The organism is Plantibacter sp. H53 (genome assembly GCF_001650455.1).
Lineage (GTDB): Bacteria > Actinomycetota > Actinomycetes > Actinomycetales > Microbacteriaceae > Plantibacter > Plantibacter flavus_A.
The window spans coordinates 1-26,222 of sequence record NZ_LWCT01000022.1 but is presented as its reverse complement, the minus strand read 5'-3'; the positions used below and the strand labels follow the sequence as shown (position 1 = coordinate 26,222).

General features: G+C 69.6%; 26 protein-coding genes and 1 pseudogene. 14 read left to right on the top strand and 13 right to left on the bottom strand.

The window, feature by feature from the left end:
- Positions 1 to 202, bottom strand: a pseudogene (locus tag A4X17_RS11270) (hypothetical protein); the annotation flags it as partial.
- Between the two features lie 81 nt (positions 203 to 283).
- Between A4X17_RS11270 and A4X17_RS11265 the strand changes: the two are divergent.
- From A4X17_RS11265 to A4X17_RS11250, 4 genes are all read left to right on the top strand, one after another.
- Positions 284 to 1,378: an alpha/beta hydrolase gene (locus tag A4X17_RS11265; RefSeq protein ID WP_064295769.1), complete on the top strand. Its 1,095-nt coding sequence runs from the start codon at positions 284 to 286 to the stop codon at positions 1,376 to 1,378.
- A 109-nt stretch (positions 1,379 to 1,487) separates the two neighbouring features.
- The gene (locus A4X17_RS11260) at positions 1,488 to 3,284 is read left to right on the top strand and encodes an MDR family MFS transporter (protein WP_064295768.1); all 1,797 of its coding nucleotides are present in this window, start codon (positions 1,488 to 1,490) and stop codon (positions 3,282 to 3,284) included.
- Positions 3,285 to 3,516: 232 nt separating this feature from the next.
- On the top strand, positions 3,517 to 4,965 hold the full coding sequence (locus tag A4X17_RS11255; RefSeq protein WP_064295767.1) for a GH1 family beta-glucosidase: 1,449 nt from the start codon (positions 3,517 to 3,519) through the stop codon (positions 4,963 to 4,965).
- Positions 4,966 to 5,102: 137 nt separating this feature from the next.
- Complete coding sequence (locus A4X17_RS11250; RefSeq protein ID WP_064295766.1) at positions 5,103 to 6,116, top strand: LacI family DNA-binding transcriptional regulator; 1,014 nt, start codon at positions 5,103 to 5,105, stop codon at positions 6,114 to 6,116.
- Positions 6,117 to 6,194: 78 nt separating this feature from the next.
- On the opposite strand, the gene A4X17_RS11245 is transcribed toward A4X17_RS11250, so the two are convergent.
- Positions 6,195 to 7,061: a site-specific DNA-methyltransferase gene (locus tag A4X17_RS11245; RefSeq protein WP_064295765.1), complete on the bottom strand. Its 867-nt coding sequence runs from the start codon at positions 7,059 to 7,061 to the stop codon at positions 6,195 to 6,197.
- Positions 7,062 to 7,131: 70 nt separating this feature from the next.
- Here A4X17_RS11245 and A4X17_RS11240 point away from each other — a divergent pair, with 70 nt between their 5' ends.
- Genes A4X17_RS11240 through A4X17_RS11230 form a run of 3 tightly spaced genes read left to right on the top strand, consistent with a single transcriptional unit; the run spans position 7,132 to position 8,948 of the window.
- A complete protein-coding gene (locus tag A4X17_RS11240) occupies positions 7,132 to 7,425 on the top strand; it encodes a GNAT family N-acetyltransferase (protein WP_064295764.1) in 294 nt (97 codons plus the stop codon).
- Between the two features lie 60 nt (positions 7,426 to 7,485).
- On the top strand, positions 7,486 to 8,406 hold the full coding sequence (ppk2, locus tag A4X17_RS11235) for a polyphosphate kinase 2 (RefSeq protein WP_064295763.1): 921 nt from the start codon (positions 7,486 to 7,488) through the stop codon (positions 8,404 to 8,406).
- 41 nt (positions 8,407 to 8,447) lie between these two features.
- Entirely contained in the window at positions 8,448 to 8,948 is a 501-nt protein-coding gene (locus A4X17_RS11230; protein ID WP_064295762.1) for a hypothetical protein, read from the top strand.
- Positions 8,949 to 9,020: 72 nt separating this feature from the next.
- Here A4X17_RS11230 and A4X17_RS11225 read toward each other — a convergent pair whose 3' ends face one another.
- The 4 genes from A4X17_RS11225 to A4X17_RS11210 all read right to left on the bottom strand — a co-directional run bounded on the left by A4X17_RS11225 (position 9,021) and on the right by A4X17_RS11210 (position 13,162).
- Positions 9,021 to 9,566: a HEAT repeat domain-containing protein gene (locus A4X17_RS11225; protein ID WP_082916113.1), complete on the bottom strand. Its 546-nt coding sequence runs from the start codon at positions 9,564 to 9,566 to the stop codon at positions 9,021 to 9,023.
- 93 nt (positions 9,567 to 9,659) lie between these two features.
- A complete protein-coding gene (locus A4X17_RS11220) occupies positions 9,660 to 10,709 on the bottom strand; it encodes a biotin/lipoate A/B protein ligase family protein (protein ID WP_064295761.1) in 1,050 nt (349 codons plus the stop codon).
- A 58-nt stretch (positions 10,710 to 10,767) separates the two neighbouring features.
- Positions 10,768 to 12,186 (bottom strand): FAD-binding oxidoreductase, encoded by a 1,419-nt coding sequence (locus A4X17_RS11215; protein WP_064295760.1) that lies wholly within the window; start codon positions 12,184 to 12,186, stop codon positions 10,768 to 10,770.
- 91 nt (positions 12,187 to 12,277) lie between these two features.
- Complete coding sequence (locus tag A4X17_RS11210; protein ID WP_197479065.1) at positions 12,278 to 13,162, bottom strand: alpha/beta hydrolase; 885 nt, start codon at positions 13,160 to 13,162, stop codon at positions 12,278 to 12,280.
- Between the two features lie 309 nt (positions 13,163 to 13,471).
- On the opposite strand from A4X17_RS11210, the gene A4X17_RS11205 reads away from it, so the two are divergent.
- The 3 genes from A4X17_RS11205 to A4X17_RS11195 all read left to right on the top strand — a co-directional run bounded on the left by A4X17_RS11205 (position 13,472) and on the right by A4X17_RS11195 (position 16,503).
- Positions 13,472 to 14,530 carry a magnesium and cobalt transport protein CorA gene (locus A4X17_RS11205; protein ID WP_064295772.1) on the top strand — a complete coding sequence of 353 codons (1,059 nt, stop codon included), beginning with the start codon at positions 13,472 to 13,474 and terminating at the stop codon, positions 14,528 to 14,530.
- Between the two features lie 111 nt (positions 14,531 to 14,641).
- A complete protein-coding gene (locus tag A4X17_RS11200; RefSeq protein ID WP_229939713.1) occupies positions 14,642 to 15,094 on the top strand; it encodes a MarR family winged helix-turn-helix transcriptional regulator in 453 nt (150 codons plus the stop codon).
- A gap of 5 nt (positions 15,095 to 15,099) precedes the next feature.
- Complete coding sequence (locus tag A4X17_RS11195) at positions 15,100 to 16,503, top strand: MFS transporter (RefSeq protein ID WP_064295758.1); 1,404 nt, start codon at positions 15,100 to 15,102, stop codon at positions 16,501 to 16,503.
- Between the two features lie 115 nt (positions 16,504 to 16,618).
- On the opposite strand, the gene A4X17_RS11190 is transcribed toward A4X17_RS11195, so the two are convergent.
- Both A4X17_RS11190 and A4X17_RS11185 read right to left on the bottom strand, forming a co-directional pair.
- Positions 16,619 to 17,548 (bottom strand): isoprenylcysteine carboxylmethyltransferase family protein, encoded by a 930-nt coding sequence (locus tag A4X17_RS11190; RefSeq protein WP_064295757.1) that lies wholly within the window; start codon positions 17,546 to 17,548, stop codon positions 16,619 to 16,621.
- A 34-nt stretch (positions 17,549 to 17,582) separates the two neighbouring features.
- The gene (locus A4X17_RS11185) at positions 17,583 to 17,963 is read right to left on the bottom strand and encodes a DUF3054 domain-containing protein (RefSeq protein ID WP_064295756.1); all 381 of its coding nucleotides are present in this window, start codon (positions 17,961 to 17,963) and stop codon (positions 17,583 to 17,585) included.
- Between the two features lie 127 nt (positions 17,964 to 18,090).
- On the opposite strand from A4X17_RS11185, the gene A4X17_RS11180 reads away from it, so the two are divergent.
- Positions 18,091 to 18,384 carry a DUF4287 domain-containing protein gene (locus tag A4X17_RS11180; RefSeq protein ID WP_064295755.1) on the top strand — a complete coding sequence of 98 codons (294 nt, stop codon included), beginning with the start codon at positions 18,091 to 18,093 and terminating at the stop codon, positions 18,382 to 18,384.
- A gap of 200 nt (positions 18,385 to 18,584) precedes the next feature.
- Here the strand turns inward: A4X17_RS11180 and A4X17_RS11175 are convergent, their stop codons facing one another.
- The 5 genes from A4X17_RS11175 to A4X17_RS11155 form a co-directional block, all read right to left on the bottom strand.
- Positions 18,585 to 19,397, bottom strand: coding sequence for a CPBP family intramembrane glutamic endopeptidase (locus A4X17_RS11175; protein WP_064295771.1), 813 nt, complete (start codon positions 19,395 to 19,397; stop codon positions 18,585 to 18,587).
- A gap of 225 nt (positions 19,398 to 19,622) precedes the next feature.
- Positions 19,623 to 20,468 carry a transglutaminase family protein gene (locus tag A4X17_RS11170; RefSeq protein ID WP_064295754.1) on the bottom strand — a complete coding sequence of 282 codons (846 nt, stop codon included), beginning with the start codon at positions 20,466 to 20,468 and terminating at the stop codon, positions 19,623 to 19,625.
- Complete coding sequence (locus A4X17_RS11165) at positions 20,465 to 21,394, bottom strand: alpha-E domain-containing protein (RefSeq protein WP_064295753.1); 930 nt, start codon at positions 21,392 to 21,394, stop codon at positions 20,465 to 20,467. The genes A4X17_RS11170 and A4X17_RS11165 overlap by 4 nt, the downstream gene beginning before the upstream one ends.
- Complete coding sequence (locus A4X17_RS11160; protein ID WP_064295752.1) at positions 21,388 to 23,091, bottom strand: circularly permuted type 2 ATP-grasp protein; 1,704 nt, start codon at positions 23,089 to 23,091, stop codon at positions 21,388 to 21,390. Before A4X17_RS11160 ends, A4X17_RS11165 begins: the two co-directional genes overlap by 7 nt.
- Positions 23,092 to 23,164: 73 nt before the next feature.
- Entirely contained in the window at positions 23,165 to 24,106 is a 942-nt protein-coding gene (locus tag A4X17_RS11155) for an aldo/keto reductase (RefSeq protein ID WP_064295751.1), read from the bottom strand.
- 157 nt (positions 24,107 to 24,263) lie between these two features.
- On the opposite strand from A4X17_RS11155, the gene A4X17_RS11150 reads away from it, so the two are divergent.
- The 3 genes from A4X17_RS11150 to A4X17_RS11140 all read left to right on the top strand — a co-directional run bounded on the left by A4X17_RS11150 (position 24,264) and on the right by A4X17_RS11140 (position 26,195).
- Positions 24,264 to 24,704 (top strand): GNAT family N-acetyltransferase, encoded by a 441-nt coding sequence (locus A4X17_RS11150; protein WP_064295750.1) that lies wholly within the window; start codon positions 24,264 to 24,266, stop codon positions 24,702 to 24,704.
- A 103-nt stretch (positions 24,705 to 24,807) separates the two neighbouring features.
- Positions 24,808 to 25,239, top strand: coding sequence for a hypothetical protein (locus A4X17_RS11145; protein WP_064295749.1), 432 nt, complete (start codon positions 24,808 to 24,810; stop codon positions 25,237 to 25,239).
- A 29-nt stretch (positions 25,240 to 25,268) separates the two neighbouring features.
- Positions 25,269 to 26,195: an SMP-30/gluconolactonase/LRE family protein gene (locus tag A4X17_RS11140; protein WP_231884365.1), complete on the top strand. Its 927-nt coding sequence runs from the start codon at positions 25,269 to 25,271 to the stop codon at positions 26,193 to 26,195.
- The last annotated feature ends 27 nt before the right edge of the window (positions 26,196 to 26,222 follow it).

Below are 26,222 nucleotides of genomic sequence, written 5' to 3'. Positions count from 1 at the left end.
GCGTCGGGGTGACGGACGGGGTCGCACTCGGTGTCTTCGTGGCGGCGGCCGGGGTGGGCGTGGCGCCGCCGGCGATGTTCACGACGAGCACCACCAGCAGGATCGCGAGCGCGGCGGCCAGGACGCTCAACGCGATCACGCGGTTGCGTCGGACGCGCCGCGAGACCGGGCGTCGGTGGGAGGGCTGGTGGGCTGCGGTCACACGTCGAGCCTAACCGCGACACGGCGCATGCGCCTCTGCCACACTGTCGACAGGCTTGCACACCGGACGAGGGGCCCGACCATGACCGCAGGGACGCCAGCACACCACGCGCCGACGCACCGGAAGCGCCCGCGGTTCCGTCGGCTCCTGACCGCGGCCGCCGTCGTGGTCGGTCTCGGCCTCGTCGTCGCGGTCGTCGCGGCCATCACCCCGTGGCCGTCCGCGCTCCTCATCCGCTCGGTGTTCGAACGCGGCGGTGCTGCGATGGTCGCCGAGATGGAGCCGTACGTCCCCGACACGAAGCTCACGGAGTTCCGCGACATCGCGTACGCGGCACCGAGCGGTGGCCGACCACAGGTGGACACCACCCTCGACGTCTTCACCCCAGCGGACGGCACCGAACCGCTCACCACGATCGTCTGGATCCACGGCGGCGCCTGGATCTCCGGCGAGAAGGGCAACGTCGAACCCTACCTCCGCATCCTCGCGGCCGAGGGGTACACGACGATCGCGGTCAACTACACGATCGCTCCCGAGGCCGTCTATCCGACGGCCGTGAACCAGCTCAACGACGCGCTCGCGTACATCTCGGAGCACGCCGCCGAGTGGAACGGGAACCCGGACCGCCTGGTGCTCGCGGGCGACTCAGCGGGATCGCAGCTCGCCAGCCAGCTCGCCGTCCTCACGACCAACCCCGACTACGCGACGCTGTCGGGCATGACCCCTGGCATCGCTGCGGACCAGCTCGTCGGGACGATCCTCAACTGCGGGGTCTACGACCTGCCGTCGATGGCCGAGCTCGACGGCATCGGCGCCTGGGGCCTCCAGACCGCCCTCTGGGCCTACGCCGGTACGAAGGACTGGTCGGAGACGTCGACCGGCGCGCTCATGTCGACGATCGACTTCGTCACCGCCGACTTCCCGCCGACCTTCATCACCGGTGGGAACGGCGACGCCCTCACCTGGCTGCAGTCGGTCCCGATGAGCAGTGCCCTCGAGGACGCCGGCGTCGACGTCACGAAGCTCTTCTGGGCCGCGGACCACGAGCCGGCGCTCCCCCACGAGTACCAGTTCCACCTCGACCTCGACGACGCCCACGTGGCACTCACGGCCACCCTGGACTACCTCGCGGCGCTCGACGCGGACCTCGACGCAGCGCCGACCGCCACACCCTGACCGAAGCGGTTGCCGCGGAACTTGCGCCGGGTGTAAGTTTGCACACTACGCAAAATCCCCAACGTCGGTGCGCCTGCAGACCGGCGTGCCCAGAGTCGAACGAGACCGCATGTCATCCAGTTCCCCCGCCTCGACCGAGCCGTCGGGATCCGCCCCCGTCCTCAGCCACCGGCAGATCCTCTTCATCATCTTCGGCCTCATGGCCGGGATGTTCCTCTCCGCACTCGACCAGACCATCGTCGGCACCTCGATGCGCACGATCGCCGACGACCTCGACGGCATGGCCCTCCAGGCGTGGGTCACCACCGCGTACCTGATCACCTCGACCGTCTCGACGCCGATCTACGGCAAGCTGTCCGACATCTTCGGCCGCCGCCCGCTGTTCATCATCGCGATCTCGATCTTCCTCATCGGCTCGCTGCTCGCCGGCATGTCCGGTTCGATGTACGAGCTGGCGATCTTCCGTGCCATCCAGGGCCTCGGCGCCGGCGGCCTCATGGCCCTGCCGCTGACGATCATGGGTGACATGCTCGCCCCGCGCGAGCGCGCCAAGTACCAGGGGTACTTCCTCGCGGTCTTCGGCGTCTCGAGTGTCATCGGCCCGCTGATCGGCGGTCTGTTCGCCGGTGCCCCCGAGCTGCTGTTCATCACCGGTTGGCGCTGGGTGTTCCTCATCAACCTGCCGATCGGCGTCATCGCGCTCGCGATCGTCCTCCGCTTCCTGCACATCCCGCACACCCGCCACAGCGTCCGCATCGACTGGTGGGGTGCCGCAACGGTCGTCCTCGCCGTCGTGCCCCTGCTGCTCGTCGCCGAGCAGGGCCGCATCTGGGGCTGGGCTTCGGCGGGGTCCATCGCCTGCTACGCCATCGGGGTCGCCGGCATCGTCGGGTTCATCCTCGTCGAACGGGCGATGGGCGACGACGCACTCATCCCGTTGAAGCTCTTCAAGAACTCCACCTTCCGGGTCGCCACCATCCTCGGCGTGCTCGTCGGGTTCGGCATGTTCGGCGCGATGATGACGGTGCCGCTGTTCCTGCAGCTCGTCGAAGGCGCGACACCGACCGAGTCCGGTCTGCTGATGCTGCCGATGATCCTCGGCCTCATGATCTCGTCGATCGCGAGCGGCCAGATCATCGCCCGGACCGGCAAGTACAAGGCGTTCCCGATCGTCGGTACCTTCCTGCTCCTGAGCGGCTTCTTCTACTTCAGCTTCGCGACGGCCGACAAGCCGGTCTGGTGGATGATGGGCGGCATGCTGCTCGTCGGCCTCGGACTCGGCCAGCTGATGCAGACGCTGACGATCGCGAGCCAGAACGCCGTCGAGGCGCGCGACATCGGGGTGGCGACGAGCTCGTCGACCTTCTTCCGCCAGATCGGTGGAACGCTGGGCACGGCCGTGATCTTCTCCGTGCTCTACACGCGGATCCCGACGACCATCGCGGCGGCGTTCGCCGACCCGACGCTCAGCGAGCGGGTCCGGGCTGCGGCGCAGGACCCGGCCGTGCTGTCGGACCCGGCGAACGAGGGCATCCTCAAGGTGCTGCAGCGTGCGCAGGAGAACAGCGGCTCGGCCGGTTCCGCGCTCGACGGCGACACCTCGTTCCTCGTCGGTGCGAACCACGACCTGGCCGCGCCGTTCCTCACGGGGTTCGCGGATGCGACCGTGACCGTGTTCTGGGTGAGCTTCGCGGTGGTCGCCGTCGCGTTCGTGCTGAGCTGGTTCCTCAAGGCGCCGCCGCTGCGGGCGAAGTCCGCGCTGCAGGAGCGCACCGACGCCCAGGCTGCGGAGGACGCCGAGGACGAGTTGTCGCTCGCCGCCCAGCGTGCCGCCGAGCTGGCGGGGTCGCAGCTGTCACCCGACACCGCGAGCAACTGCGTCGTCGATCCCTCCACCCGTCGCTGACCGTCGTTCGTCGGTTTGCCAGCGCACCGCGCTGACGTGAGCGCTGTCGAATCGGCGTCACCGCGGCCCCAGCACGTGAGCGCGCCCCTCTGGAGGGGCGCGCTCACTCCGTAGACCCGCGCTCGCGTCAGCGCACCGCGCTGGCGCCGCACCCCACCCACACGCGAGACCGACATGAGAGCGCTCTCAGCAGGCGATAGCATGGGCGTGCACCCAGCCACGAGGAGCTTCGATGACGCACGCCCCCCAGCCCACCACCCGCCCGGCCCTGATCCTGCCGCCGTTCCTCTGGGGTTCCGCCACCGCGGCCGCCCAGGTCGAGGGGGCGGCACACGAGGACGGCAAGGAGGACTCCATCTGGGACACCTTCGCCCGGGTGCCTGGAGCGATCGCCAACGGTGACGACCTCGAGGTCGCCGTCGACCACTACCACCGCACCGCCGGCGACATCGCGATCATGTCCGAGCTGGGCCTCGACGCCTACCGCTTCTCCACGAGCTGGGCGCGCATCAAGCCGGGCGACCGCGACGTCAACCCAGCCGGCCTCGACTTCTACAGTCGCCTGGTCGACCAGCTCCTCGACGCCGGCATCCTCCCCTGGCTCACCCTGTACCACTGGGACCTTCCGCAGGCGCTCGAGGAGCAGGGCGGCTGGACGAACCGCGACACCGCCCTGCGCTTCGTCGACTACGCCGAGGCGACCTACGACGCGCTCGGCGACCGCGTCCGGCACTGGACGACCTTCAACGAACCGTTCTGCTCCTCACTCCTCGGCTATGCGGTCGGCGTGCACGCACCGGGTCGCCGCGACGAGGCCGCCGCGCTCGCCGCCATCCACCACCAGCACCTCGCCCATGGACTGGCGACCACCCGCCTCCGCGAGCTCGGTGCCGAGCAGATCGGCATCACCCTCAACCTCACCAACGCGATCCCGGCGGACCCCACCGACCCGGCCGACGTCGACGCCGCCCGCCGCGTCGACGGCATCATGAACCGCATCTTCCTCGAACCGATCGTCCTCGGCGAGTACCCGGCCGACGTCGCCCAAGACCTCGAGGGCCTCGGCCTCGACACGCTCGTCCACGACGGTGACCTCGAGACCATCTCCGCCCCGATCGACTTCCTCGGCGTCAACCACTACCACGACGACCTCGTGTCGGGTCACCCCGACGACTCCGGCGCCGACGGCGGCCACTCCGGTGCGACCGAGCGCGAGGCAGGTTCGCCGTGGCTCGCCTCCCCCGACATCTCCTTCCCGAGCCGCGGACTGCCGCGCACCGCCATGGACTGGGAGGTGCACCCCGCCGGCCTCCGCACCCTGCTCGTCCGGCTCGGCCGCGAGTACCCGACGCTGCCGCCGCTGTACGTGACCGAGAACGGTGCGGCCTACGACGACGTCGTCGCGGAGGACGGCCGCATCCACGACGTCGACCGCGACGCCTTCATCCAGGACCACATCGACCAGGTGGAACTCGCGATCGCCGACGGCGCCGACGTGCGCGGCTACTTCGTCTGGTCGCTGCTCGACAACTTCGAGTGGGCCTACGGCTACGACAAGCGGTTCGGCATCGTGCGGGTCGACTACGACACGCAGGAGCGCACGATCAAGGACAGCGGACTGGCGTACGCACGCCGCATCGCCGCCTCGCGTGTGGTGCCCACCGTGGCGGAGCTTCCCTGACGCAGGAACACTCCGGCGTGTCGCGATCGAGGGGCCGCGACACGCCGGTCACCTCCTGAGGAGCGACACCGGCCACGGACGTCCAGACGCCCGGCGATACACTGCACTCGGCACGCTCACCCGCTCGGAAGGGGACGATGATGCAGTCCGGTCAAGGGGCCCCCACGCTCGAGATGGTCGCAGCCCGCGCAGGGGTCTCGCGCGCGACCGTGTCGCGGGTCGTGAACGGCTCACCGAAGGTCACGGCCGAGGTCGTCGCCGTCGTGAACGAGGCGATCGCCGCGCTCGACTACGTCCCGAACCGCGCCGCCCGGTCGCTGGCCTCCCGCCGCACCCAGGTCATCGCGCTCGTCGTCCCGGAGTCGACCGCCCGGGTGTTCTCGGACCCCTTCTTCGCGTCGGTCGTGCAGGGAGTGGCCCTCGAGCTGGCGGAGACCGACTACACACTCAACCTCCTCATCGCGAGCGAGGCGAACTCCGAGAAGACCCGCCGATACCTGCTCGGCGGCAACGTCGACGGCGCGCTCGTCGTGTCACACCACAGTGGCGACCACTCGTACACGCGGCTCGGCCAGGAGCTCCCGATCGTGTTCGGCGGTCGCCCGATGGGTGCCGACGTCGTCGACAGCACCTACGTCGACGTCGACAACGTCGAGGGCGCGAGGACCGCGGCCCGTCACCTCATCGAGGCCGGCCGGACGCGGATCGCGACGATCGCGGGCCGTCAGGACATGCCGGGTGGGGTCGACCGACTCGCCGGGTGGCGCGCGGAGCTCGAGGTCGCGGGTCTTCCGCACGACCTCGTCGAGGTGGGCGACTTCTCCCCGGCCGACGGCGCTGCCGCGATGCGGCGTCTCCTCGCGCGCGGCGTGCCCATCGACGGACTCTTCGCCGCGAACGACCAGATGGCCGCCGGCGCCTACTCCGTCATCCGCGAAGCCGGCCTGACGATCCCCGGCGACATCGCCGTCGTGGGCTACGACGACGACCGCTACGGCGAGACCGCCGCACCGCCGCTCACGACGATCGCGCAGTCACCCATCGACCTCGGTGCCGAGATGGCGAGGGTGCTGGTCCGTCGCCTCGCCGGCGAGCCGGTCGAGCGCGTCACGATGATGCCGACCCGCCTCGTCTCGCGCGCCTCCGTCTGACCCTCCCCACCAGCCCGCGAACTGTCACCAGACGACAGTCCCGGGCGCAGCGACTGTGCTGAACTGACCGTTCGCGGGCTAGGAGAGGCGGGAGCGGATGATCTCGATCGCCTGCGGGTTCTCGTCGACGAGGACGTAACGACGACCGAGCGCCTTCGCGACCGCCCCCGTCGTGCCGCTGCCGGCGAAGAAGTCGAGCACCCAGTCGCCCTCGCGGGAGGACGCCTGCACGATGCGACGCAGGATCCCTTCCGGCTTCTGCGTCGGGTACCCGGTCTTCTCGCGGCCGGTCGGCGACACGATCGTGTGCCACCAGACGTCGGTGGGGAGCTTGCCGCGCGCCGCCTTCTCCGCGGTGACGAGCCCGGGCGCCATGTAGGGCTCGCGGTCGACGGTCGCGTTGTCGAAGTGGTACCCCTTCGGGTCCTTCACGTAGACGAGGATCGTGTCGTGCTTCGTCGGCCAGCGGCTCTGCGCCTTCGCGCCGTAGTCGTAGGCCCAGATGATCTCGTTGAGGAAGCACTCCCGACCGAAGAGGGCGTCGAGGAGCACCTTCGCGTAGTGCGCCTCGCGGTAGTCGAGGTGGAGGTAGAGGGTGCCGTCGGCCGCCAGGACGCGCCAGGCCTCGACGAGTCGCGGCTCGAGGAAGCCCCAGTAGTCGTCGAAGGCGTCGTCGAAGCGTCTGAGGTCGCCGCGGATGCGCTCGTACGCCTGCCCTTTGAAGCCGGCGAAACGGTTCACCCCCGTCTCAGCGGTGCGCACCGAGGTCGAGGAGTGGCGACGCTGCACGCGCCCGGTGTTGAACGGCGGATCGAGGTAGATGAGCGTGAACGCCTCGTCGGGCAATTGCGCGACGACGTCGAGGTTGTCGCCCTCGAGGACGAGGTCGGGGCCGTCCGGGGTCCACCGCAGCGGCACTTCATCGGCTGCGGCGGCGAGGGACATGTGCCTATTCTGGCAGCCCGCGGCCTGCACACCCGGGAAGGAACAACCGACCCCGCGCGTTGTACCGCGTATGACCACGGAGTTCGCCAACGAGACCGATGCCCAGCGCTACACCATGTACGTCGACGGCCAGCTGGTGAGCGTCGTCGACTACCGCATATCGGGCGACTCGATCTCCTTCCCCCGCACCTTCACCACGCCGCCCTTCCGCGGCAAGGGGTACGCGGGCGAACTCGTCGCCTACGCGGTCGACGACGTCGAGCAGCACAGCGACCGTCGGATCGTCCCGATGTGCTGGTACGTGGGCGAGTGGTTCGACGCGCACCCCGAGCGTCAGGACCTCCTCACCCGCTCCGCCGGCTAGCCACGAGCGCGTCACCCACCGGCCACCTGGCGGTCACGCACGGGGACTAGCGTCCCGACCATGCAGCAGCTCGTCTCGCACTACGCACCACCGCCCGCACTCGACCAGGTCGACGGTTACCAGGTGGTCGATGTCGACGACGACGACCCCATCCTGCTGGACGCCGCCGGCAGCCACATCGACACCTGGCGCGAGGGCTACCCGTACGCCGAGCGCATGTCGCGAGAGCAGTACGAGAGCGACAAGCGGCTGCTCCAGATCGAGCTGCTCAAGCTGCAGAACTGGATCAAAGCGAACGACCGTCGGCTGGTCGTCGTGTTCGAGGGACGCGACGCCGCGGGCAAGGGCGGCACGATCAAACGCTTCACGGAGCACCTCAACCCGCGTGGCGCCCGCGTCGTCGCGCTCGAGAAGCCGACCGCCCGCGAGTCCACGCAGTGGTACTTCCAGCGCTACGTCCAGCACCTGCCGGCCGCCGGCGAGATCGTGCTGTTCGACCGGTCCTGGTACAACCGCGCGGGCGTCGAACGCGTGATGGGGTTCTGCACCCCGGCGCAGTACGACGAGTTCATGCGTCAGGCGCCGCTGTTCGAGCAGATGCTCGTCGGCGACGGCGTCGACCTCGTGAAGTTCTGGTTCTCCGTCTCCGCCGACGAGCAGCGCACGCGCTTCGCGATCCGCCAGGTCGACCCGGTGCGGCAATGGAAGCTCTCCCCGATGGACCTGGCCTCACTCGACAAGTGGGGCGATTACACCCGCGCGAAGGAGGCGATGCTCGAAGCGACGGACACCGCCGACGCCCCGTGGACGATCGTCAAGAGCAACGACAAGAAGCGCGCCAGGGTCGAGGCGATGCGGCACGTGCTGCACCGCTTCGACTACGAGAACAAGGACCACGAGGTCGTCGGCACGCCCGACACCAACATCGTCGGGCCCGCCGCCTCGGTCTACGAGCGCGGCGAGCGCAACGTCGGCGACTGAACCGGGGACGCAGGGCTGCAGCGCCCGCTATCCTCTGGATCATGCAGCCGAAACCGTCACCGTTGCGACGCCTCACCTCGTCGAGCGCGATCTACGGCACCGTCGTCTACGCCGGCCTCGTCGGTGCGTCGAGCGTGTACGAGGACGACGACGTCGAGCAGGTGCTCATCACGAGTGCGCTGACCCTCATCGTGTTCTGGCTCGCGCACGTCTACTCGGCCACCCTCGCGCACCACGGTGACGATCGGCACGAGGCGTTGGTGACACTCGGCGCGTCGATCAGGCACGGGTTCCAGGAGTCGTCCGGGATGCTCCTGTCCGCCGTGCTCCCGACGATCCCGCTCGTCTTCGGCATCGCCGGTGTGCTCAGCCATGAGCACGCCGTGATGCTGGCGTTGCAGGTGTCCACGCTGATGCTCTTCGTGCTCGGCTGCGCGGCGTTCGTGGTGCGCGGGTCACGCTGGTGGTGGTGTCTCCTCGGCGGGGTCGCGACGGCCCTCTTCGGGATCGTCATCATCCTGCTCGAGGCCGGCACCCACTAGTCCGGCCCGCGACGGGTCCCGAATGGCTGGCGCCGAGCGTCCGGGACCGACCGTTCGGGCCCCCTCGCGAGCTCAGCGGCGGGCGGCGAGCGCTTTCGCCGACTGCTGCGCGGCGCGACGGACCTCGCGGTCGGGGTCACGGAGGAGCGCTTCGAGGAGCGGCTTGGCGTCCTCACCACCGACGACGGCGAGCGCCCGGGCTCCGGCTGCGCGCACGCGGGCGTGGTCGTCGCTCAGCAGTGGGGCGATCGCGGCGACGTCGCCGATCCGACGCTCGGCGCAGACGCGTGCGGCCATCTCCCGGACGCGCCAGGCCTGGTTGCCGAGTGCTCCGACGACGGGCGCGGTGGCCGAGTCGTCCCACACGTGCAGCAGGGCGCGGGTGCCCCAGAGCTCGGGCCAGTAGAGCGCGGGCGCTCCGCCGAGGATGCCCTCGGCGTGGTGTCCGCCGACGACGCGGAGGAAGTCCTCACCCTCGTAGCGACCGGCGAGCAGGGAGACGCAGCGTTCGACGACCCGGGTCTCGCTCTCGGCGGCCACCGCGTCGGAGAGCCGTTGCTCGAGGGACGCCTGCGTGGCGGGGGTCGACGGGTCGGGTGTCTCGTTCTGCGCTGTCATCGTCCCCCCACCCTAGCCCGCGAGCTGTCACCAACGGTGGGTGATGCAGGGCCACACCCGCCACTGGTGACAGTTCGCGGGCTGCGGGGAGGGTTATGGGACGCGGGTGAGCCAGGCGTCGGTGGCGAACTTGTCGGCGACGAGCTGCTCGGCGGCGGCGCGCTCGGCATCGGTGACATGGCCGGGGGTCGCTCCGGTGATCTCGACGAAGGTGTCCTTCATGCGATCGATGATCTCGGCCCGCGAGAGCCCGGTCTGGCTGCGGAGCGGGTCGACGCGCTTCGCCGCAGAAGTCGTGCCCTTGTCGCTGAGCTTCTCCCGCCCGATGCGGAGCACCCGGGTCATGAGCTCGCCGTCCATGTCGTAGCTCATCGTGACGTGGTGCAGGACGGCGCCGTTCCCGAGCCGCTTCTGCGCGGCACCGCCGATCTTGCCCGACGGGCTGGTGATGTCGTTGAGCGGCTGGTAGGTCGCCTCGATGCCGAGCGAGCGGAGGGCGACGAGCACCCAGTCGTCGAGGTAGGCGTAGGAGTCGGCGAAGGTCATGCCGTTGACGAGCTCGGCCGGGACGTAGAGCGAGTAGGTGATGATGCCACCGCGCTGCATCATCATCGCGCCACCGCCGGAGACGCGGCGGACGACCTCGAAGCCGTTCGCCTTCGCGTTGTCGAGGTCGACCTCGTTCTTGAGCGACTGGAAGCTGCCGATGACGACCGCCGACTGGTCCCACTCCCAGATGCGGAGCGTCGGACCACGGCGGCCCTCGCCGACCTCGTTCGTCAGCACCTCGTCGAGCGCGAGGTGGAGCTGCGGTGACACCGAGCCCTCGTGGATGAGCTGCCAGTCGTAGTCGCCCCAGCCCGTCGCCTTCGCGAGCGAGCGGCGGATCGCCGTCGCGACGGCCTCGGGCGTGAAGCCGAGGAGCACGGCGTCCTCGGGCAGCGCCCCGCGGATGGCTGCGGCGAGGCCTGCGGCGTCGGTGGTGGCGGGAAGCCCCGTGACGGCGCGGTCGATCAGCGCGAGTGCGTCGTCGGGTTCGAGGAAGAAGTCGCCGGCGAGGCGGAAGTCCGCGATGCGGTCGTCGACCACCTCGAGATCGACGACGACGAGCTTGCCACCCGGGACCTTGTACTCACCATGCATGCCCCCCAGCCTATTCCTGGACGGCGTCCGGATTCCCCGGAAGGGGCGTCGAACCGGGTCAGGAGTCGAAGCCGATGCCGAAGCGGTCCATGACCTTCAGGAGCAGGCCGTCGCGGCCCTCGTTCGCGTCGGAACGGGCGACCGCGCGGCGGACGGTCTGGATCGCGGGGTTCGCGATGGGCTCCGGCGGGATGGGGATCGGCTTGGACCGGACCATCTTCAGGCGGGTCAACTCGGTCGATTCGCCACTCAGCAGATCGAGCATGACCTTCGCACCGAAGCGCGTCGCGCCGACCCCGAGCCCGGTGAACCCGGCGCTGTAGGCGACGCGTCCGCCGAGTGCCGTGCCCTGGAACGCCGAGAGCCGCGAACACATGTCGATCATGCCGCCCCACGCGTGGGTGAACCGGACGTCGAGTTGCGGGTAGGTCGTGAAGAAGTGGTCGGCGAGGGTCTCGAACGTCTCGCGGCGCTGATCGTGCTCCGGCCGGATCCTGCCACCCCGGTGGTAGACCGCGTCGAAGCCGCCGTAGAGGATGCGGTCGTCGGCGGACCGGCGGGAGTAGTGGAACTCGCGACTCGAGTCGGCGATACCGAAACGGTCGGTCCACCCGATGCTCTCGAGCTGCTCCGGGGAGAGCGGCTCGGTCATGAGCACGTAGTCGTACACGGGGATCGTCAGGAGTTCCGTGCGCTTGAGGAGCGACGGGAAGCCGTTGGTGGCGAGCGCGACCTGCCGGGCCTGCACCCCGCCCTGCTTCGTGGTCACCGCGACGCCGTCGCCCGAGCGCCGCAGCCGGGTCGCCGGGGTGTGCTCGAAGACCCGCACACCGAGCTCGATGCAGGCGCGCTTCAAGCCCCAGGCGAGCTTCGCCGGGTGGACGAGTGCGGTGCTCTTCCACTCGCGCTGACCAGCCAGGTACACGGGTGAGTGCACGAGCGCCTGGACGGCCTCGCGATCGAGGAAGACACCGTCGCCCGACACCTCGCGCAGCGCGTCGACCTGATGCGGCTCGGTCGCGACCGTGAGCACACCGGTGTGCTCGAACTCGGCGTCGATCCCGAGACGGTCGAGCGTCGCGACGAACTCGTCGAAGTTCTCGTCCGCCAGGCGGTCGAGCTCCGGCAGTTCGTCGGCGAAGTGGCGCTCGCCGTTGTCGACACCGTGGGTGAGGCTCTCCTCGAAGAAGCCGCCGTTCCGGCCACTGGCCGCCCAGCCGACCTCCTTGCCCTCGATGAGCACGACGTCACGCGAGGGGTCGGCCTCCTTGGCGATGAGGGCCGTCCAGAGTCCGGAGTAGCCGCCGCCGACGACCAGCAGATCCGCCGTGACCTGGCCGACGAGTCGGGGCTCCGGCGTCGGCCGGTCGGGGCTGTCGAGCCAGTACGGGACCGTACTCGCTCCCGCGAGCGACCGCGCGATGCGCTCGGCCGAGTTCCGTCTGCGGTGGCTGTAGGTGGGTCCGTCCGAGGTCACCGGGTCTCCTCTGCGTCGAGTGTGGGTGTCGCGACTGTACCCCGCGGCCCCCGAGCTTGTCACCGGTCCGGATACCCGGCGACCCGCCCGCTCAGGTGCGCTGGTCGAGCCACTCCACGACGTCGCGCTCGACGTCCTCGCGGTTCAGCTCGTTGAAGATCTCGTGCCGCGCCTCGGGGTAGATGACGAGCGTCACGTCCGTCAGCTTCGAGCGCTTGACGTACGCGTCGCGGAGCAGGGTCAGGCCGCGGACGCCGCCGAGGGCATCGTCGGAGCCGCCGAGGATCAGCACGGGCAGCTTGCGCGGCAGGCGCTTCGGCGGGCGACCGAGGAAGGCGAACGCCTGGATCGGGTTCCACACCGGGGTCACTCCGATGTCGAAGTTGCGCTCGTCGGCCGCGAACGCGGCCCAGGCGGCCGGGTCGCGGTTGAGCCACTCGAGACCGGTCTTCCCGGTCTTCCGCCAGCGCTTGTTGAGGTCGCCGGCGTTGATGACGCCGGGCATCGCGAGTGAAGTGCCCGAGAGGATGAGGAGCTCGTACAGATCGTGTTCGGCAACGACCTTCTGCGCCATGAGCGAGCCCCAGCTGTGACCGAGCAACGCGAGCCGCGACTCGGGGAAGCGGGTCCGCAGGTACCGGCCGACGGCGGCGACGGAGTCGATCGCGCCACGGGTGGTCCGCGGGCCGAGCTTGCCGAGGCCGAGGTGCTCGAGCCCCGTGCGACCGTGGCCGCGGTGGTCGTCGGCCACGACCGAGTATCCCGCGTCGTTGAGCCGCGCGGCGAGGCGCCCGTACCGGAGAGCGTGCTCGCCCGCGCCGTGGGCGATGTGCACGACGGCCCGCGGGTTCGGCACCTCCCACAGGTAGACGTAGACCGTGACGCCGTCGTCGTCGATGATCGTCTCGGTCACATACGGTCGCGGCTCGACGGGGCGGTTCGCGTCGTCGACGGGTGGCGGGGTCTGCTCGCTCATCCCGCCAGCGTAGGCCCTCGGACCGGCGGCGTCGCGAGTCCGTTTGCAGTTCCCGGAGGGCAGGCGTACGGTGATTGAGGCCCGAACGGCGGGCCGGCAGGTTTCGACGGAAGCGAGGTGAGCGGCCATGGCTGGTGACAGTACCCGCGCCACCGCATCGACGAACCGCCCCGCCTCCCTCACCCGGTAGGCGCTGCCACCGTCGGTGCCGAGGCGCCCTCACTCACACCTCCCCGGGTGCGATCCACCGCGATCGCCTGCACCCGCGCGGCCGCCGCACGTTCCCGTCGATCGATGGACGGAGACCTCATGGCACTCATCGACAACGGCATCTACGTGACCGGACGGCGCTCGGCGAGCCCGCGATCGCTCGACGCCACGTACGAGCTCCTCAACGAACAGCGCGGCATGGCCTGGATCGGTCTGTACCGCCCGGAACCGTCGGAGATCCGCTCCGTTGCACAGGAGTTCGATCTGCATCCGCTCGCCGTCGAGGACGCCCTGAAGGGCCATCAGCGGGCGAAGCTCGAGCGGTACGGCGACACGCTCTTCGTCGTCCTGCGTCCCGCCCGCTACCTGGACGAGGAGGAGCGGGTCGAGTTCGGCGAGGTGCACCTGTTCGTCGGCCCCGGGTTCGTCGTCACGGTCCGCCACGCGGAGAAGCCCGACCTCGGCCAGGTCCGGCGGCGACTCGAGGCCCGGCCCGACATCCTCGCGCTCGGCCCCGACGCCGTCCTGCACGCGGTGCTCGACCAGGTCGTCGACGGCTACGGTCCCGTCGTCGCGGGGCTCGAGAACGACATCGACGAGATCGAGGACGAGCTCTTCGGCGACGCCGCGGACGTCTCGCGTCGCATCTACGAACTGTTGCGTCAGGTCATCGCGTTCCAGCGCGCGACCACGCCTCTGCGGGCCATGCTGCACGGGCTGCTGCAGGGTGCCGACAAGTACGGTCTCGACGAGGAGCTGCGCAACGGCTTCCGCGACGTGCTCGACCACACCCTCCGCATCGCGGAGCGCGTCGACTCCTTCCGTCACCTGCTCCGAAACGCGCTCACGGTGCACGCGACGCTCATGACGCAGCAGCAGAACGAGGAGATGCGACGCCTCTCGGAGGCGAGCCTCGCGCAGAACGAGGAGTCGCGTCGGATGAGCGAGACGGCCCTGGCGCAGAACGAGGAGATCAAGCGGATCTCCTCCTGGGCGGCGATCCTCTTCGCCCCGACACTCATCGGCACCGTCTACGGCATGAACTTCGACGACATGCCGGAGCTGCACTGGCAGTTCGGCTACCCGGTAGCGATCGGAGCGATGCTCGTCCTCTCCGGCACCCTGTACGCCATCTTCCGAGCCCGCCGCTGGCTCTGACCCCCCTGCTCGCGAACTGTCACCAACTGCCAGTCCTGCTCCCCGTGCACTGTCGGTTTGTGACAGTTCGCGGGTATACTTAGGGTGGCTAATTTGCTAGGCTAATGGATCGTGGCAAGCGGAGCAGCGACGAAGACCAGGGCACTGACGATCGCCGAGCAGGCGTCCGAACTCCGGATGGGCACCTTCCGGCTCGCGAGACGACTGCGCGGGGAGAAGTCGGTCGACGACCTCAGCGACCCGCAGTTCTCCGTCCTCGGAGGGCTCTACAAAGAGGGCTCCGCAACCCTGCGGGCACTGGCCGAACGCGACCGCGTGTCCGCGCCATCCATGAATCGCACCGTCAACTGCCTCGAAGAGGCCGGGTACGTCACCCGAGAAACCGACGCGGCCGACCGCCGGAAGGTCACCATCGCCCTCACCGAAGCGGGCCACACCACCGTCACCGAGACCGTCCGGAAACGCGACGCGTGGATCACCCAGCAGCTGCGCGCGCTCACCCCGGACGAACGCGACACCCTCGCCCGCGCAGCCGAGATCATGAGGAGACTCGCCACCCAGTGAGTGCAATGTTCCGTTCCCTGTCCAGCGTCAACTACCGCATCTGGTTCATCGGCGCACTCGTGTCGAACGTCGGCGCCTGGATGCAGGCCACCACCCAGAACTGGGTCGTGCTGACCGACCTCACCGACAACGACGCCGTGGCCGTCGGGGCCACCATGGCCCTGCAGTTCGGGCCGCAGCTCGTCCTCGTGCCGATCACCGGTCTCATCGCCGACCGCTTCGACAAGCGGAAGATCCTCATCCTCACCCAGTCGTGCCTCATGCTCCTGGCCGCAGCCCTCGGCGCCCTGCTCATCTTCGGTCACGCCGAGCTGTGGCACATGTACCTCTTCGCGCTGGCCCTCGGCATCATCAACGCCGTCGACGGCCCGGCCCGCCAGACCTTCGTCTCCGAGCTCGTCGACGAGCACAACATGTCGAACGCCGTCGCGCTCAACTCGGCGTCCTTCAACGCGGCGCGCATGGTCGGCCCCGCCATCGCCGGTCTCCTCATCGTCGCGATCGGCTCCGGGTGGGTGTTCGTCGTGAACGCCTTCACCTTCCTCGGCGTCATCGGCGCCCTGTTGGCCCTGCGCACCGGCAAGCTCCGTCGGGCGCCGCGCCCACCGCGGGCTCGAGGACAGTTCGTCGAGGGCTTCCGCTACGTCCGCGGGCGGCCGGACCTCATGGTGATCTTCGTGATCGTGTTCATCATGGGCGCGTTCGGTATGAACTTCCCGATCTTCGCCTCGACCATGGCCGTCGAGTTCGGCAAGGGCGCGGGCGAATACGGCATCCTCTCCTCGGTGCTCGCGATCGGTTCCCTGACCGGCGCGCTCCTCGCGGCGCGGCGTGCGCAGGCCCAGATGCGGATGATCGTCGGCGCGGCCGGGCTCTTCGGAGTCGCTGCGCTCACGGCCGCGTTCATGCCGAGCTACTGGTCGTTCGCCGCCGTGCTGATCCTCGTCGGCTTCTCGACGGTGACGCTCCTGACGACGGCGAACGGACTCGTGCAGACGAGCACCGAGGCCGCCGTCCGTGGCCGGGTGATGGCGCTGTACATGGCGATCCTCATGGGTGGCACCCCGATCGGCGCGCCCATCGTCGGGTGGGTGGCGAACACCTTCGGGCCGCGCTGGGCGCTCGGCCTGGGCGCACTCGCCGGGTTCGCCGCCTGCGCCACCGGCCTCGCCTACGGGGTGTTCCGTCATCACCTCCGCCTGCGCGTCGCACCGGACTCCCGCTGGCGCCTGCAGTTCACCCACGACGGCGTCGTCTCACCGGTCACGCCGGAGGACTTCTCGGAGCAGATCGCGCTCACCTCGCCGATCCCGCTGCCGAAGCCGAAGTCGCGCGCGAAGGCGCCCGAGTCGCGTCCCGAGTCGTCGCCGGTCGACGAGTCGACGACCCTCACCGGCTCCCGCCGCTAGACGGTCCTCCGCTCCGACCCGCTCGGCGTCCACAACTCCTGCATCCTGCGACCGCCGGGGCTCCCGGTCGCGCGGGGCGGCGGGTGACGCGGCCGGTCGTCACGCGCAGCAGGAGTCACGAACGACCCGACACCGGGCGGACACTCGGGACCCAGCACCGCAGCTCATCGCGGTAGCGGCGGTAAGGCTCGCCGAAGCGCGCCTCGAGGTCGGCCTCTTCGACCGGCCGGACCAGGACGTTCCAGACGACGGCGCCGAAGACCGCGTAGACGACCACGATCCAGGACGACAGCAGGAGTCCGACGCCGACGCCCTGGACGATGCTGCCGACGGCCATCGGATTGCGGACGAAGCGATACGGGCCGGCGATGACGAGTCGGTTCGGCATCGCGGCGGGTAGCGGCGTCCCACCACCGGTCGTCGCCATCGCGGCCGCCGACCAGAGCCCGACGACGCTCCCGAGCACCACGACGACGATGCCGACGGCCACGGCGAACTGCTCGGCACCCGGCGGCAGGGCGACCGCGACCCGCCACCGCAGCTCGAAGAAGCGCAGGACGGCGGGGATCACCGCGAGGAAGACACCCCAGAACGCGACGATCTCGACGGCGGTCCTCACGAGTTGCGAACCGGTCGACGCCGACGCGTCCGCCGGGCGGAACGCGAACGGCCCGAAGGCGATCCACGCTCTCGGGATCCCGCCGGTGAGGACGAGCGCGAGAGCCACGAGCGAGCCGACCGCGGCACCGACCATCAGCAGGGCGCCGATCCCCGCCTCCTGGGTCACGGCCGCGAAGATCCCCAGTGACACGGTGACCAGCAGCGTCCATCCGGTCGCGAGGATCGCCGCCCATCGGATCCCGACCGCGGCGAGCGCCGAGGCGACGACGAAGAGCGGGACGTCGAGCACGGCTGTGACGACGGGGTCGAGGCTGCCGAGCGTCGCCGCACGGACGGGCGGGACGAGGAACACCGACACCCACCAGGCTGCGCCGGCGAGGGCCTGCACCGCGAAGTACCAGCGTCCCCAGCGCTCGGCGCTCATGTGCTCGTCGGGGTCGGGGTCGGAGTCGGGGTCGTCATCGGCGTCGGCGCGCGATGAGCCACGCGACGAAGCGCCACCCCAGGAGGAGAGCGGCGAGGACGAGGACGGTCACGATGACGAAGCTGAGTTGGACGCCCTGGCCGGAGACCGCGCGCAGCACCATTCCGACGACGACGGTCGACACCCAGACGACGACGCCGGCCCAGCGGACGGAGCGGGTCTCGCGCTGACCGAGGACGAGTGCGAGGACGTGTCCGACGAGGAGTCCGACGGCGAACGGCCACAGCGTCACGAGGAGTCCGAGGATGCCTTCGCCGTGGCTGGCGCGGCCGATGAGGACGAACACGATGACGGCGAGGAGGTCGATGCCGACGGTCGCGGCGAATCCGGCGGGGGTCCTGCTGGGGCGGTCCATCCCCTCACCCTATTGGCGTCGCCGCCGCCCTCCCTGGAGGGAGGCCGCATGGCGCGCTGCGAGGCCTGTCGCTCAGTGCCGTCGCTGGCTACGATGGCGCTGACACCCGATCGACGAAGGAGCCGTCATGTCATTCCAGGCCTATCTCGATGCCGCCGAGGCGAAGACCGGCAAGACCCCGCGCGAGCTCGTCGACGAGGCGCACGCCCGCGGCTTCGACGCGTCGACGAAGGCCGGTGAGATCCTCGAGTGGCTGAAGGCGGACTACGAGCTCGGCCGGGGTCATGGGATGGCGCTCGTGCACGTCATCAAGAACGGTCCGACGATCAGCGAGAAGCACGTCGGCACCGACGGGGTGCACCGCGACGAGTCGACCGAGCTCTGGCTCGACGGAGCGGCGACGAAGCCCGCCGCCCCCTGATTCCCCGTCCGGCTTGCTGCCAGCGCGGTGCGCTGACGCGAGCGCGGGGCTGTGGCGTGAGCGCGCCCCTCTGGAGACCCGCGGTCACCCGCCAGACCCGCGCTGGAACCTGAACACCGCCGCTCGCGTCAGCGCACCGCGCTGGGCCCGGAACAGCGACCTTCGCGTCAGAGCGGTGCGCTGGCGGACGAAGTCTTCGCTCAGTACCAGAAGATCGGGATCCAGTCGCGATGGTGGGCGTGCACGATCGCGAGGAAGACGATCGCGTCGAACAGCAGGTGTACGGCGAGGATGTAGCCGAGCGACCGCGTCTTCGAGAACAGATACCCCTGGAGGAGTGCGAACGGGAACGTCAGGAGCGGACCCCACGAGCGGTAACCGAGTTCCCACAGGAACGAGACGAAGATGACGGCCTGCAGGAGGTTGGCCTGCCAGACCGGGAAGTGCCGTCGCAGCAGGGCGAAGCAGGTGCAGATGAAGAACAGTTCGTCCCACGTGCCGACCGCGTTGACGCCGACGAAGAAGCGACCGAGTTCCCCGGCGTCGCTGATCACCGGCCAGTTCTCGTAGGCGCCCGAGCGGATGAAGTAGAACGGGAGGATCGCCCAGCCGAGCAGCGGGACGGCGACGAGGTAGGCGATCTCGCCCTTCGTCTTCTTCTCGCGGCTGCGCCAGGGGAAGGTGATCGCCTTCCGCCGGTAGACGAATCGGTCGATGAGGAACGGGACACCGACCGCCAGCAGGAGGACGGTGCCGATGCGGAAGAAGCTCGGCCAGGAGACGTCCGCCTCCACGGATGTGGTCGAGACGATCCCGATGCCGATCGCGATGAGGAACAGGTCTTTCGCGAGTTCTCGGTCGATGAGGATCGCGGTCGCGAGCGCGGCGACGAGGAGCGGGTAGCCGGCGAGCGGCTGCATGAGGCCGAAGAGGCAGAACGCGGACGCGGCGAGCAGCACCGCGGGGATCAGCTTCATCGGGCGGCGGGCCGGGACGATCATCTCGGTCTGCATGCCGTCGATCCTACGGGTGCCGGCGCGGGGCGCTGACGTGACCGCGGGGTTGCGGGCGTCGGCGCGATGCGCTGGCACGAGAGCACCCGAACGGGCACGACCGCGGGGCTGGCGCGTGAGCGCGACGCTCCGGAGACCCGCGCTCCCGCGCATGACCCGCGCTCACGTCAGCGCACCGCGCTGACGCATCCACCGAGGAGGGTGTGCCCCGCGTCGGCCGGCGGGTCAGGCCTCTCGGGTGATCTCGACCTTCACGAAGAGCTTCGAGCGGTAGGGGCCCGCGTACACACCACGGAGTGGGGAGACGTCGCCGTAGTCACGACCCCGCCCGATGAGGACGTGACGCTCGCCCACGTCGACCATGTTCGTCGGGTCGAACCCACGCCAGTCACCGCAGAACCACTCGACCCACGCGTGCGACTCCCCCGTCACCGTCTCGCCGATCGCCGCGTGCGGCTTCGGATGCAGGTACCCCGACACGTAGCGGGCCGGGATCCCGACCGAGCGCAGCGCCCCGAGGACAATGTGCGTGATGTCCTGACAGACGCCCTTGCGGTTCGCCCACGCCTCGGCAGCGGTCGAGTACACACTCGTGACGCCCTGCACGTAGTCCATCTGCTCGCCGATCTCCCGACTGATGGCCATCGCGGCCTCGCACGGGCTCTCGTGGCGGTCGGCGATGGTCCGGGCGAGCTCGACGAGGTCGTCCGGCGGGGTCGTCCGGCGCGTCTGCTCCAGGTGCTCCACCCGCGTCACGGCGGCCTGGGTCGCGATGTCGAGCTGCTCCCAGCCCGTCGGGTGCGGTTCGTGCTGGCGCGGCCGGACCTCGACGAGGCTCGTCGCCGTGAGCGAGAGCTCGTCGTGTGGGGTCAGCACCTCGAACGCCGAGACCTTCATGCCCCAGTAGTCGGTGTACGTCGACTGCGACGCCCCCGGCTGGATGTCGATGTGCGAGTACAGGACGTACTGGTCCTCGGTCGTCACCGGCAGCATACGCGCCTCGTTGTACGACGCGTTGACCTTGCCGCCGTAGGAGAAGCCCGTGCTGTGCTTGATGTGGAGCCGGGTCATGAGTTCTCTCCGATCCACGCGGGCACCGCATGAGTGGGGAAGTAGCGTTCGCGGATCGCCTCCGACACCTGGCTGGTGACGTTCTGCACGGCGTCCATCCGACCGGGGAGGTCGACGAGCGTGTCCTGGATGGGCCGGTATTCGAGGTCGCTCCGGATCTGTCCGAGCAAGCGCTGGGCGGAATCGACCGTCCCGACGCGGCCTCGGCGCGGTTCGAGGTCGCGCATGCACTCCTCGGCCCGACTGATGGAGAACATGACCGACCGGGGGAAGAGCTGGTCGAGCAGCAGGAACTCGGCCGCGTTCTTCGCGCTCGGCATGCCGCGGTACGTGCGCAGGTAGGCCTCGTAGGCGCCGCAGGAGCGGAGGATCGTCGTCCAGGACGGGCCGCTCGCCTCGGTGAGCGACCGCGTCGCCAGGAGTCGGGCGGTCATGTCGGCGCGTTCGAGGCTGCGACCGAGGGTGAAGAAGCGCCAGGCGTCGTCACGACTCGTGGCGGAGTCGACGATGCCGACGGCGAGGGCCGAGCGCTCGCGCACCCATCCGAAGAACTCGTGCACCTTGTCGCTCGCGACCCGGCGCGGCATTCGGGCACGCGTCGTGTTGAGGCACTCCCAGAGCTCGGTCGACACGATCTCGCGGGCACGACGCGCGTTCTCGCGGGCTGCGCCGAGCGAGTAGGCGATCGACGCCGGGTGGGTGCGGTCGACGGCGAGCTGCGCGAGGACGTCCTGGCGGGTGAGTTCCTGGTCGGCGGGCGCGTCGCTGCCCATGACGGACAGCAGTGACCGGCAGGCGGTGTCCTCGTCGATCCACGGGTCCTCGAGCAGCAGCTGCAGGTGGACGTCGAGGATGCGCGCGGTGCCGTCGCTGCGCTCGATGTAGCGGCCGATCCAGAAGAGGCTCTCGGCGATGCGGCTCAGCATGATGCGTCCTCCTGCCCGGCGACAGCGGGCGTGGAGAGCGTCTGCTGTTGTTGCTCCTGCTGGTCCTGGTTGCCGACCGGACGGTCCTGGGGCGAGTGCTCCGGGGTCGTTCCGTGGTCGTAGATGATCGGGATCGACGTCGTCTCGGTCGTGGCCTGCTCGGCGACGAGACCCTGGATGTCGTGCGACGAGGCCTCGGGCGCGGCGTTCGGGTCGAAGGCCCGGCCGACCACCCAGGTGTCCTTCGAGCCACCACCCTGGCTGGAGTTCACGACCAGCTGACCCTCCGGCAGGGCGACGCGTGTGAGTCCGCCTGGCAGCACCCAGACGTCGTTGCCGTCGTTGACCGCGAACGGTCGCAGGTCGGCGTGGCGGGGACGCATGCCGTCCTCGACGAGCGTCGGGATGGTGGAGAGCATGACGACCGGCTGCGCGATCCAGCCGCGCGGGTCCTCCTGTAGCTTCGTCCTGAGGGTCGCGAGCTCCTCCTTCGAGGCGTCCGGACCCACGACGAGGCCCTTGCCGCCGGAACCGTCGACGGGCTTGATGACGAGCTCGTCGAGGCGGTCGAGGACCTCTTCGAGGGCGAGCGGGTCCTCGAGACGCCAGGTGTCGACGTTCGGGAGGATCGCGTCCTCGGCGAGGTAGTACTTGATGAGGTCGGGCAGATACGTGTAGACGAGCTTGTCGTCGGCGACACCGTTCCCGACGGCGTTCGCGATGGTCACGTTGCCGAGACGTGCGGCGAGCATGAGCCCGGGCGAACCGAGCATGGAGTCGGCACGGAACGACAGCGGGTCGAGGAACTCGTCGTCGACGCGGCGGTAGATGACGTCGACGCGAGTGGGTCCGGCGGTCGTGCGCATGAAGACCTTGCCGCCGGAGCAGAAGAGGTCACGGCCCTCGACGAGTTCGACGCCCATGAGCCGCGCGAGCAGCGTGTGCTCGAAGTACGCGGAGTTGTACACGCCGGGGGTGAGGACGACGACGTTCGGGTCCTCGACGCCGGGCGGGGCCGACGCGCGCAGCGCCTGCAGGAGCTTGTTCGGGTAGTCACCGACGGGCCGGACGCGCATCGAGACGAACAGCTCGGGGAGCGTCTGCGCCATCACGCGACGGTTGGAGATGACGTAGCTGACGCCGGACGGGACCCGGACGTTGTCCTCGAGGACGCGCATCTGACCGTGCTCGTCGCGGATGAGGTCGATACCGGAGACCTGGATGCGGACGCCGTTCGCAGCCTGGATCCCGTAGGCCTGCCGGTGGAAATGCGACGACGAGGAGATGAGCTTCGCGGGGATGACGCCGTCGCGCACGGCGAGCTGCGGGCCGTAGACGTCGGCGAGGAAGGCCTCGAGCGCCTTGACGCGCTGTTTGATGCCGGCCTCGACCTGTGTCCACTCCTGCTGCTCGATCACCCGCGGGACCGCGTCGAGCGGGAACGGACGCTCCTCACCGGCGAAGTCGAAGGTGACGCCCTGCGCGAGGTAGGAGCTGGCGAGGGCGTCGGTGCGACCTCGGAGCTCCTCCTGGGTCATCCGAGCGAGGGAGCTGTAGATCTCCTGATACGCCCGCCTGGCGGTCGCACCACCCGCGTGTTCCGCCGCCTCGCCGAACATCTCGTCGAAGGCGGGGACGCCGCCCGGAGTCTTGCGCGGGGCGAGCGTGCCGCCATAGCCGTTGAACAGGTCACCCATGGGCCGACTCTACCGGGACACATGTTGCCGGGGTGTTTCGGAGCGCGGGGAGGTGCCCTCGCCGGTGCCGCCCCTACGCGACCGAGGCGGCGGTGAGGGCGGCCAGCTCGTCGGCGGAGAGTTCGAGCGTGGCGGAGGCGAGAAGGTCGGGCAGCTGCTCGACCGTGCGGGCGCTCGCGATGGGCGCGGCGACGGTCGGCTGCGAGCGGAGCCACGCGAGCGACACCGTCGCGACGGAGACGCCGTGGGCCGCGGCGACCTCGTCGAGGACGGGCAGGAGCGCGGCGTGGTCGGCCAGGTACGCCTGCGCGCCCTCGGCACGGACACTGTCGACGCTCGACCCCTCGCGGTACTTGCCCGTCAGGAAGCCCTTCGCGAGCGAGAAGTACGGCAGCACCGCGAGCTGCTCGCGCTCGGCGATCGTGCGCAGCTCACCCTCGAACTCGCGCTCGACGAGGTTGTAGTGCGGCTGGAGGGCGATCGGACGGTGGAGCCCCTTGGCCTCGACGATCTCGAACCACTCGGCGATGCGCGCGGCGGAGTAGTTGGAGATGCCGAGGTGGCGGACCTTGCCGGCGTCGACGAGGGACGACAGTGCCGTCACCGTCTCCTCGAGCGGCACCGACTCGTCGTCGAAGTGCGCGTAGTAGAGGTCGATGTGGTCGGTGCGGAGGCGCTCGAGCGAGGCGTCGGCCGCCTTGAGGATGTTGTCGGCCGCGAGGCCTGTGAAGTCGGGGTGCTGGCTGACCTTGGTCGCGATGACGAGCTCGTCGCGGTTGCCTCGGAGTTCCTGCCACTCGCCGATGAGTCGCTCGGAGTCACCGCCGGTGTTGCCTGGCACCCACGCCGAGTAGCCGTCGGCGGTGTCGATGAAGTTGCCGCCGCCCGCGACGAAGGCGTCGAGGATGTCGAACGAGGTCTGCCGGTCGGCGGTCCAGCCGAACACGTTGCCGCCGAGGTTCAGCGGGAAGACGGACAGGTCGGACGTTCCGAGGGTGGTGCGGGCGTGAGTCATCTGATGATCCTCCAGGGTTCGGTGCATCGCTGGTACTGCTCCTCACGCTAAGCCCGCGGACGGCTCGACTATTCCGTCGTGTCGTCCGATGACGAGCGGGCCACCGGAACCGGACTGGCTCTCCACGGCCCGGTGCCGGCCGTCCTACGGTTGCTCGATGGGCTATCGCATCGACGACTCGAAGGACCGCATCGACCGGGACGCCGTGTGGGCCCTGCTCCGCGAGGTCTACTGGGCGAAGTGGCGCAGCCGAGCCGACGTCGAGGCACAGATCGACGACGCCTGGCGCGTGATCGGCGTGTACGAGGAGGAGACGGGCGCCCAGGTCGGTTTCGCACGAGCGGTGTCCGACGGACTCGGCTTCGGCTACCTCGCCGACGTCATCGTGGACGAAGCGCACCGGGGCCACGGGCTCGGCAAGCGGATCGTGCAGGCCATGATCGACGACGGTCCCGGCGCGCACTTCCGGTGGACGCTCTTCACGAGCGACGCGCACGGCCTCTACGAGCAGTTCGGGTTCACCGACCCCGGCCCGACCGCGCTCGTCCGTCCAGCCGCGGAGCTGCCTATCCACCCGACGCAGGTACCCACCGCCTGAGTTGCGGCACGTCGTCGTTGAACCGCGGCCCGGGCGACCGATCGCCTCACTTCACCTCATCACTCTCGCCCGGCCTCCAGCCGCGACGGGCTAGCGTTGACGTATGTGGATCTCCGACGACGGCCGATACAACATCGTCGATGTGCCCGCGGAAGCGTATCCGGGGCGCGCCTATCTCCTCGAACTCGTCGCCGGACTCGATCCCGACGAGCTGCAGACGCTCGTGACCCGCATGCAGACGTTCGATGACGCGATGATCGACCGACTCGAGGTCCTCGTCGACGACGAGGCGCCCGAGGTCGCACCGGATCCGGAGCGTGAAGCGCCGTACGTCGATGAGATGATTCCGCGACGCGTCCTCGACTCGATCGACTGGGACGCGATCCTCACCCCACCGTTCCGGATCGAGGCGATCGACGTCGCCGGTGACCGCTGGCGCATGGATGCGTGGGCCTTCCTGGAGTCGATCGTCGAACCGCCCGTCACCCGACCGAGCGCTCGCAACCTCGGCTCCTCCCCCATCGATCCGGCGTAGACCCGCACCTGCCGAATAGGCTGGGTGTCATGACCGACGACGACGTCACCATGACGAACGAACCCTCGCCGCTGCTCGCCGAGGGAGCCGAACTCGAGCACCTGTACACGGGCGCGATCTGGAGCGAGGGGCCCGCATGGATCGCGGAGACCGGCCGCGTGCGCTGGAGCGACATCCCGAACGACCGCATCCTCGAGTTCGACACCGCGACCGGTGAGACGTCCGTGTTCCGTGACGGCGCCGAGTACACGAACGGCCGCACGATCGACCGCGAGGGCCGGGTCGTGCAGTGCAGTCACGGGCGGCGCGCGGTCGAGATCGAGGGGCCCGACGGTCCGATCACGCTCGTCGACCGCTGGGCCGGCGGCCGCTTCAACTCCCCGAACGACGTCGTCGTGCACGCCGACGGCTCGATCTGGTTCACCGACCCGCCGTACGGCATCGATCCGAGCGGGGAGGAGGGCCACCCGGGCGAGCAGGAGTACGGCGGGTGCTACGTCTTCCGGTTCGAGCCGGACACCGGAGCGGTCGAGCCGGTCATCACGGCGATGCTGCACCCGAACGGACTCGCGTTCTCACCGGACGGGTCGATCCTGTACGTGTCCGACACCGCCACCGCCGCACGCCGGATCGCAGCATACGACGTGGCGGAGGACGGCGTCTCGGTCATCGGCGGCGACACCCCCGGTCGCACCTTCGCGAGCACCGCGGTCCCCGCTTCCGACGGCTTCCGGATCGATGTCGACGGCAACGTCTGGTCGTCTGCGGGCGACGGCGTCGAGGTCTTCGACCCCACCGGCGCGACCATCCTGCGCATCCCGGTCCCCGAGCGCACCGCGAACGTCTGCTTCGGTGACGAAGACGGACGCACCCTCTACATCACGGCCAGCACGTCCCTCTACCGGATCCGAACCGCCACCCGCCAAAGCCCGCGAACTGTCACTCCAGCACAGTGACGGGGCGCTGGACTAGCCGTTGGTGAC

Coding starts and splice junctions, on each gene's coding strand:
- A4X17_RS11265 (WP_064295769.1), top strand. CDS start 284: ATGACCGCAGGGACGCCAGCACACCACGCGCCGACGCACCGGAAGCGC.
- A4X17_RS11260 (WP_064295768.1), top strand. CDS start 1,488: ATGTCATCCAGTTCCCCCGCCTCGACCGAGCCGTCGGGATCCGCCCCC.
- A4X17_RS11255 (WP_064295767.1), top strand. CDS start 3,517: ATGACGCACGCCCCCCAGCCCACCACCCGCCCGGCCCTGATCCTGCCG.
- A4X17_RS11250 (WP_064295766.1), top strand. CDS start 5,103: ATGATGCAGTCCGGTCAAGGGGCCCCCACGCTCGAGATGGTCGCAGCC.
- A4X17_RS11245 (WP_064295765.1), bottom strand. CDS start 7,061: ATGTCCCTCGCCGCCGCAGCCGATGAAGTGCCGCTGCGGTGGACCCCG.
- A4X17_RS11240 (WP_064295764.1), top strand. CDS start 7,132: ATGACCACGGAGTTCGCCAACGAGACCGATGCCCAGCGCTACACCATG.
- ppk2 (WP_064295763.1), top strand. CDS start 7,486: ATGCAGCAGCTCGTCTCGCACTACGCACCACCGCCCGCACTCGACCAG.
- A4X17_RS11230 (WP_064295762.1), top strand. CDS start 8,448: ATGCAGCCGAAACCGTCACCGTTGCGACGCCTCACCTCGTCGAGCGCG.
- A4X17_RS11225 (WP_082916113.1), bottom strand. CDS start 9,566: ATGACAGCGCAGAACGAGACACCCGACCCGTCGACCCCCGCCACGCAG.
- A4X17_RS11220 (WP_064295761.1), bottom strand. CDS start 10,709: ATGCATGGTGAGTACAAGGTCCCGGGTGGCAAGCTCGTCGTCGTCGAT.
- A4X17_RS11210 (WP_197479065.1), bottom strand. CDS start 13,162: ATGAGCGAGCAGACCCCGCCACCCGTCGACGACGCGAACCGCCCCGTC.
- A4X17_RS11205 (WP_064295772.1), top strand. CDS start 13,472: ATGGCACTCATCGACAACGGCATCTACGTGACCGGACGGCGCTCGGCG.
- A4X17_RS11195 (WP_064295758.1), top strand. CDS start 15,100: ATGTTCCGTTCCCTGTCCAGCGTCAACTACCGCATCTGGTTCATCGGC.
- A4X17_RS11190 (WP_064295757.1), bottom strand. CDS start 17,548: ATGAGCGCCGAGCGCTGGGGACGCTGGTACTTCGCGGTGCAGGCCCTC.
- A4X17_RS11185 (WP_064295756.1), bottom strand. CDS start 17,963: ATGGACCGCCCCAGCAGGACCCCCGCCGGATTCGCCGCGACCGTCGGC.
- A4X17_RS11180 (WP_064295755.1), top strand. CDS start 18,091: ATGTCATTCCAGGCCTATCTCGATGCCGCCGAGGCGAAGACCGGCAAG.
- A4X17_RS11175 (WP_064295771.1), bottom strand. CDS start 19,397: ATGCAGACCGAGATGATCGTCCCGGCCCGCCGCCCGATGAAGCTGATC.
- A4X17_RS11170 (WP_064295754.1), bottom strand. CDS start 20,468: ATGACCCGGCTCCACATCAAGCACAGCACGGGCTTCTCCTACGGCGGC.
- A4X17_RS11165 (WP_064295753.1), bottom strand. CDS start 21,394: ATGCTGAGCCGCATCGCCGAGAGCCTCTTCTGGATCGGCCGCTACATC.
- A4X17_RS11160 (WP_064295752.1), bottom strand. CDS start 23,091: ATGGGTGACCTGTTCAACGGCTATGGCGGCACGCTCGCCCCGCGCAAG.
- A4X17_RS11155 (WP_064295751.1), bottom strand. CDS start 24,106: ATGACTCACGCCCGCACCACCCTCGGAACGTCCGACCTGTCCGTCTTC.
- A4X17_RS11150 (WP_064295750.1), top strand. CDS start 24,264: ATGGGCTATCGCATCGACGACTCGAAGGACCGCATCGACCGGGACGCC.
- A4X17_RS11145 (WP_064295749.1), top strand. CDS start 24,808: ATGTGGATCTCCGACGACGGCCGATACAACATCGTCGATGTGCCCGCG.
- A4X17_RS11140 (WP_231884365.1), top strand. CDS start 25,269: ATGACCGACGACGACGTCACCATGACGAACGAACCCTCGCCGCTGCTC.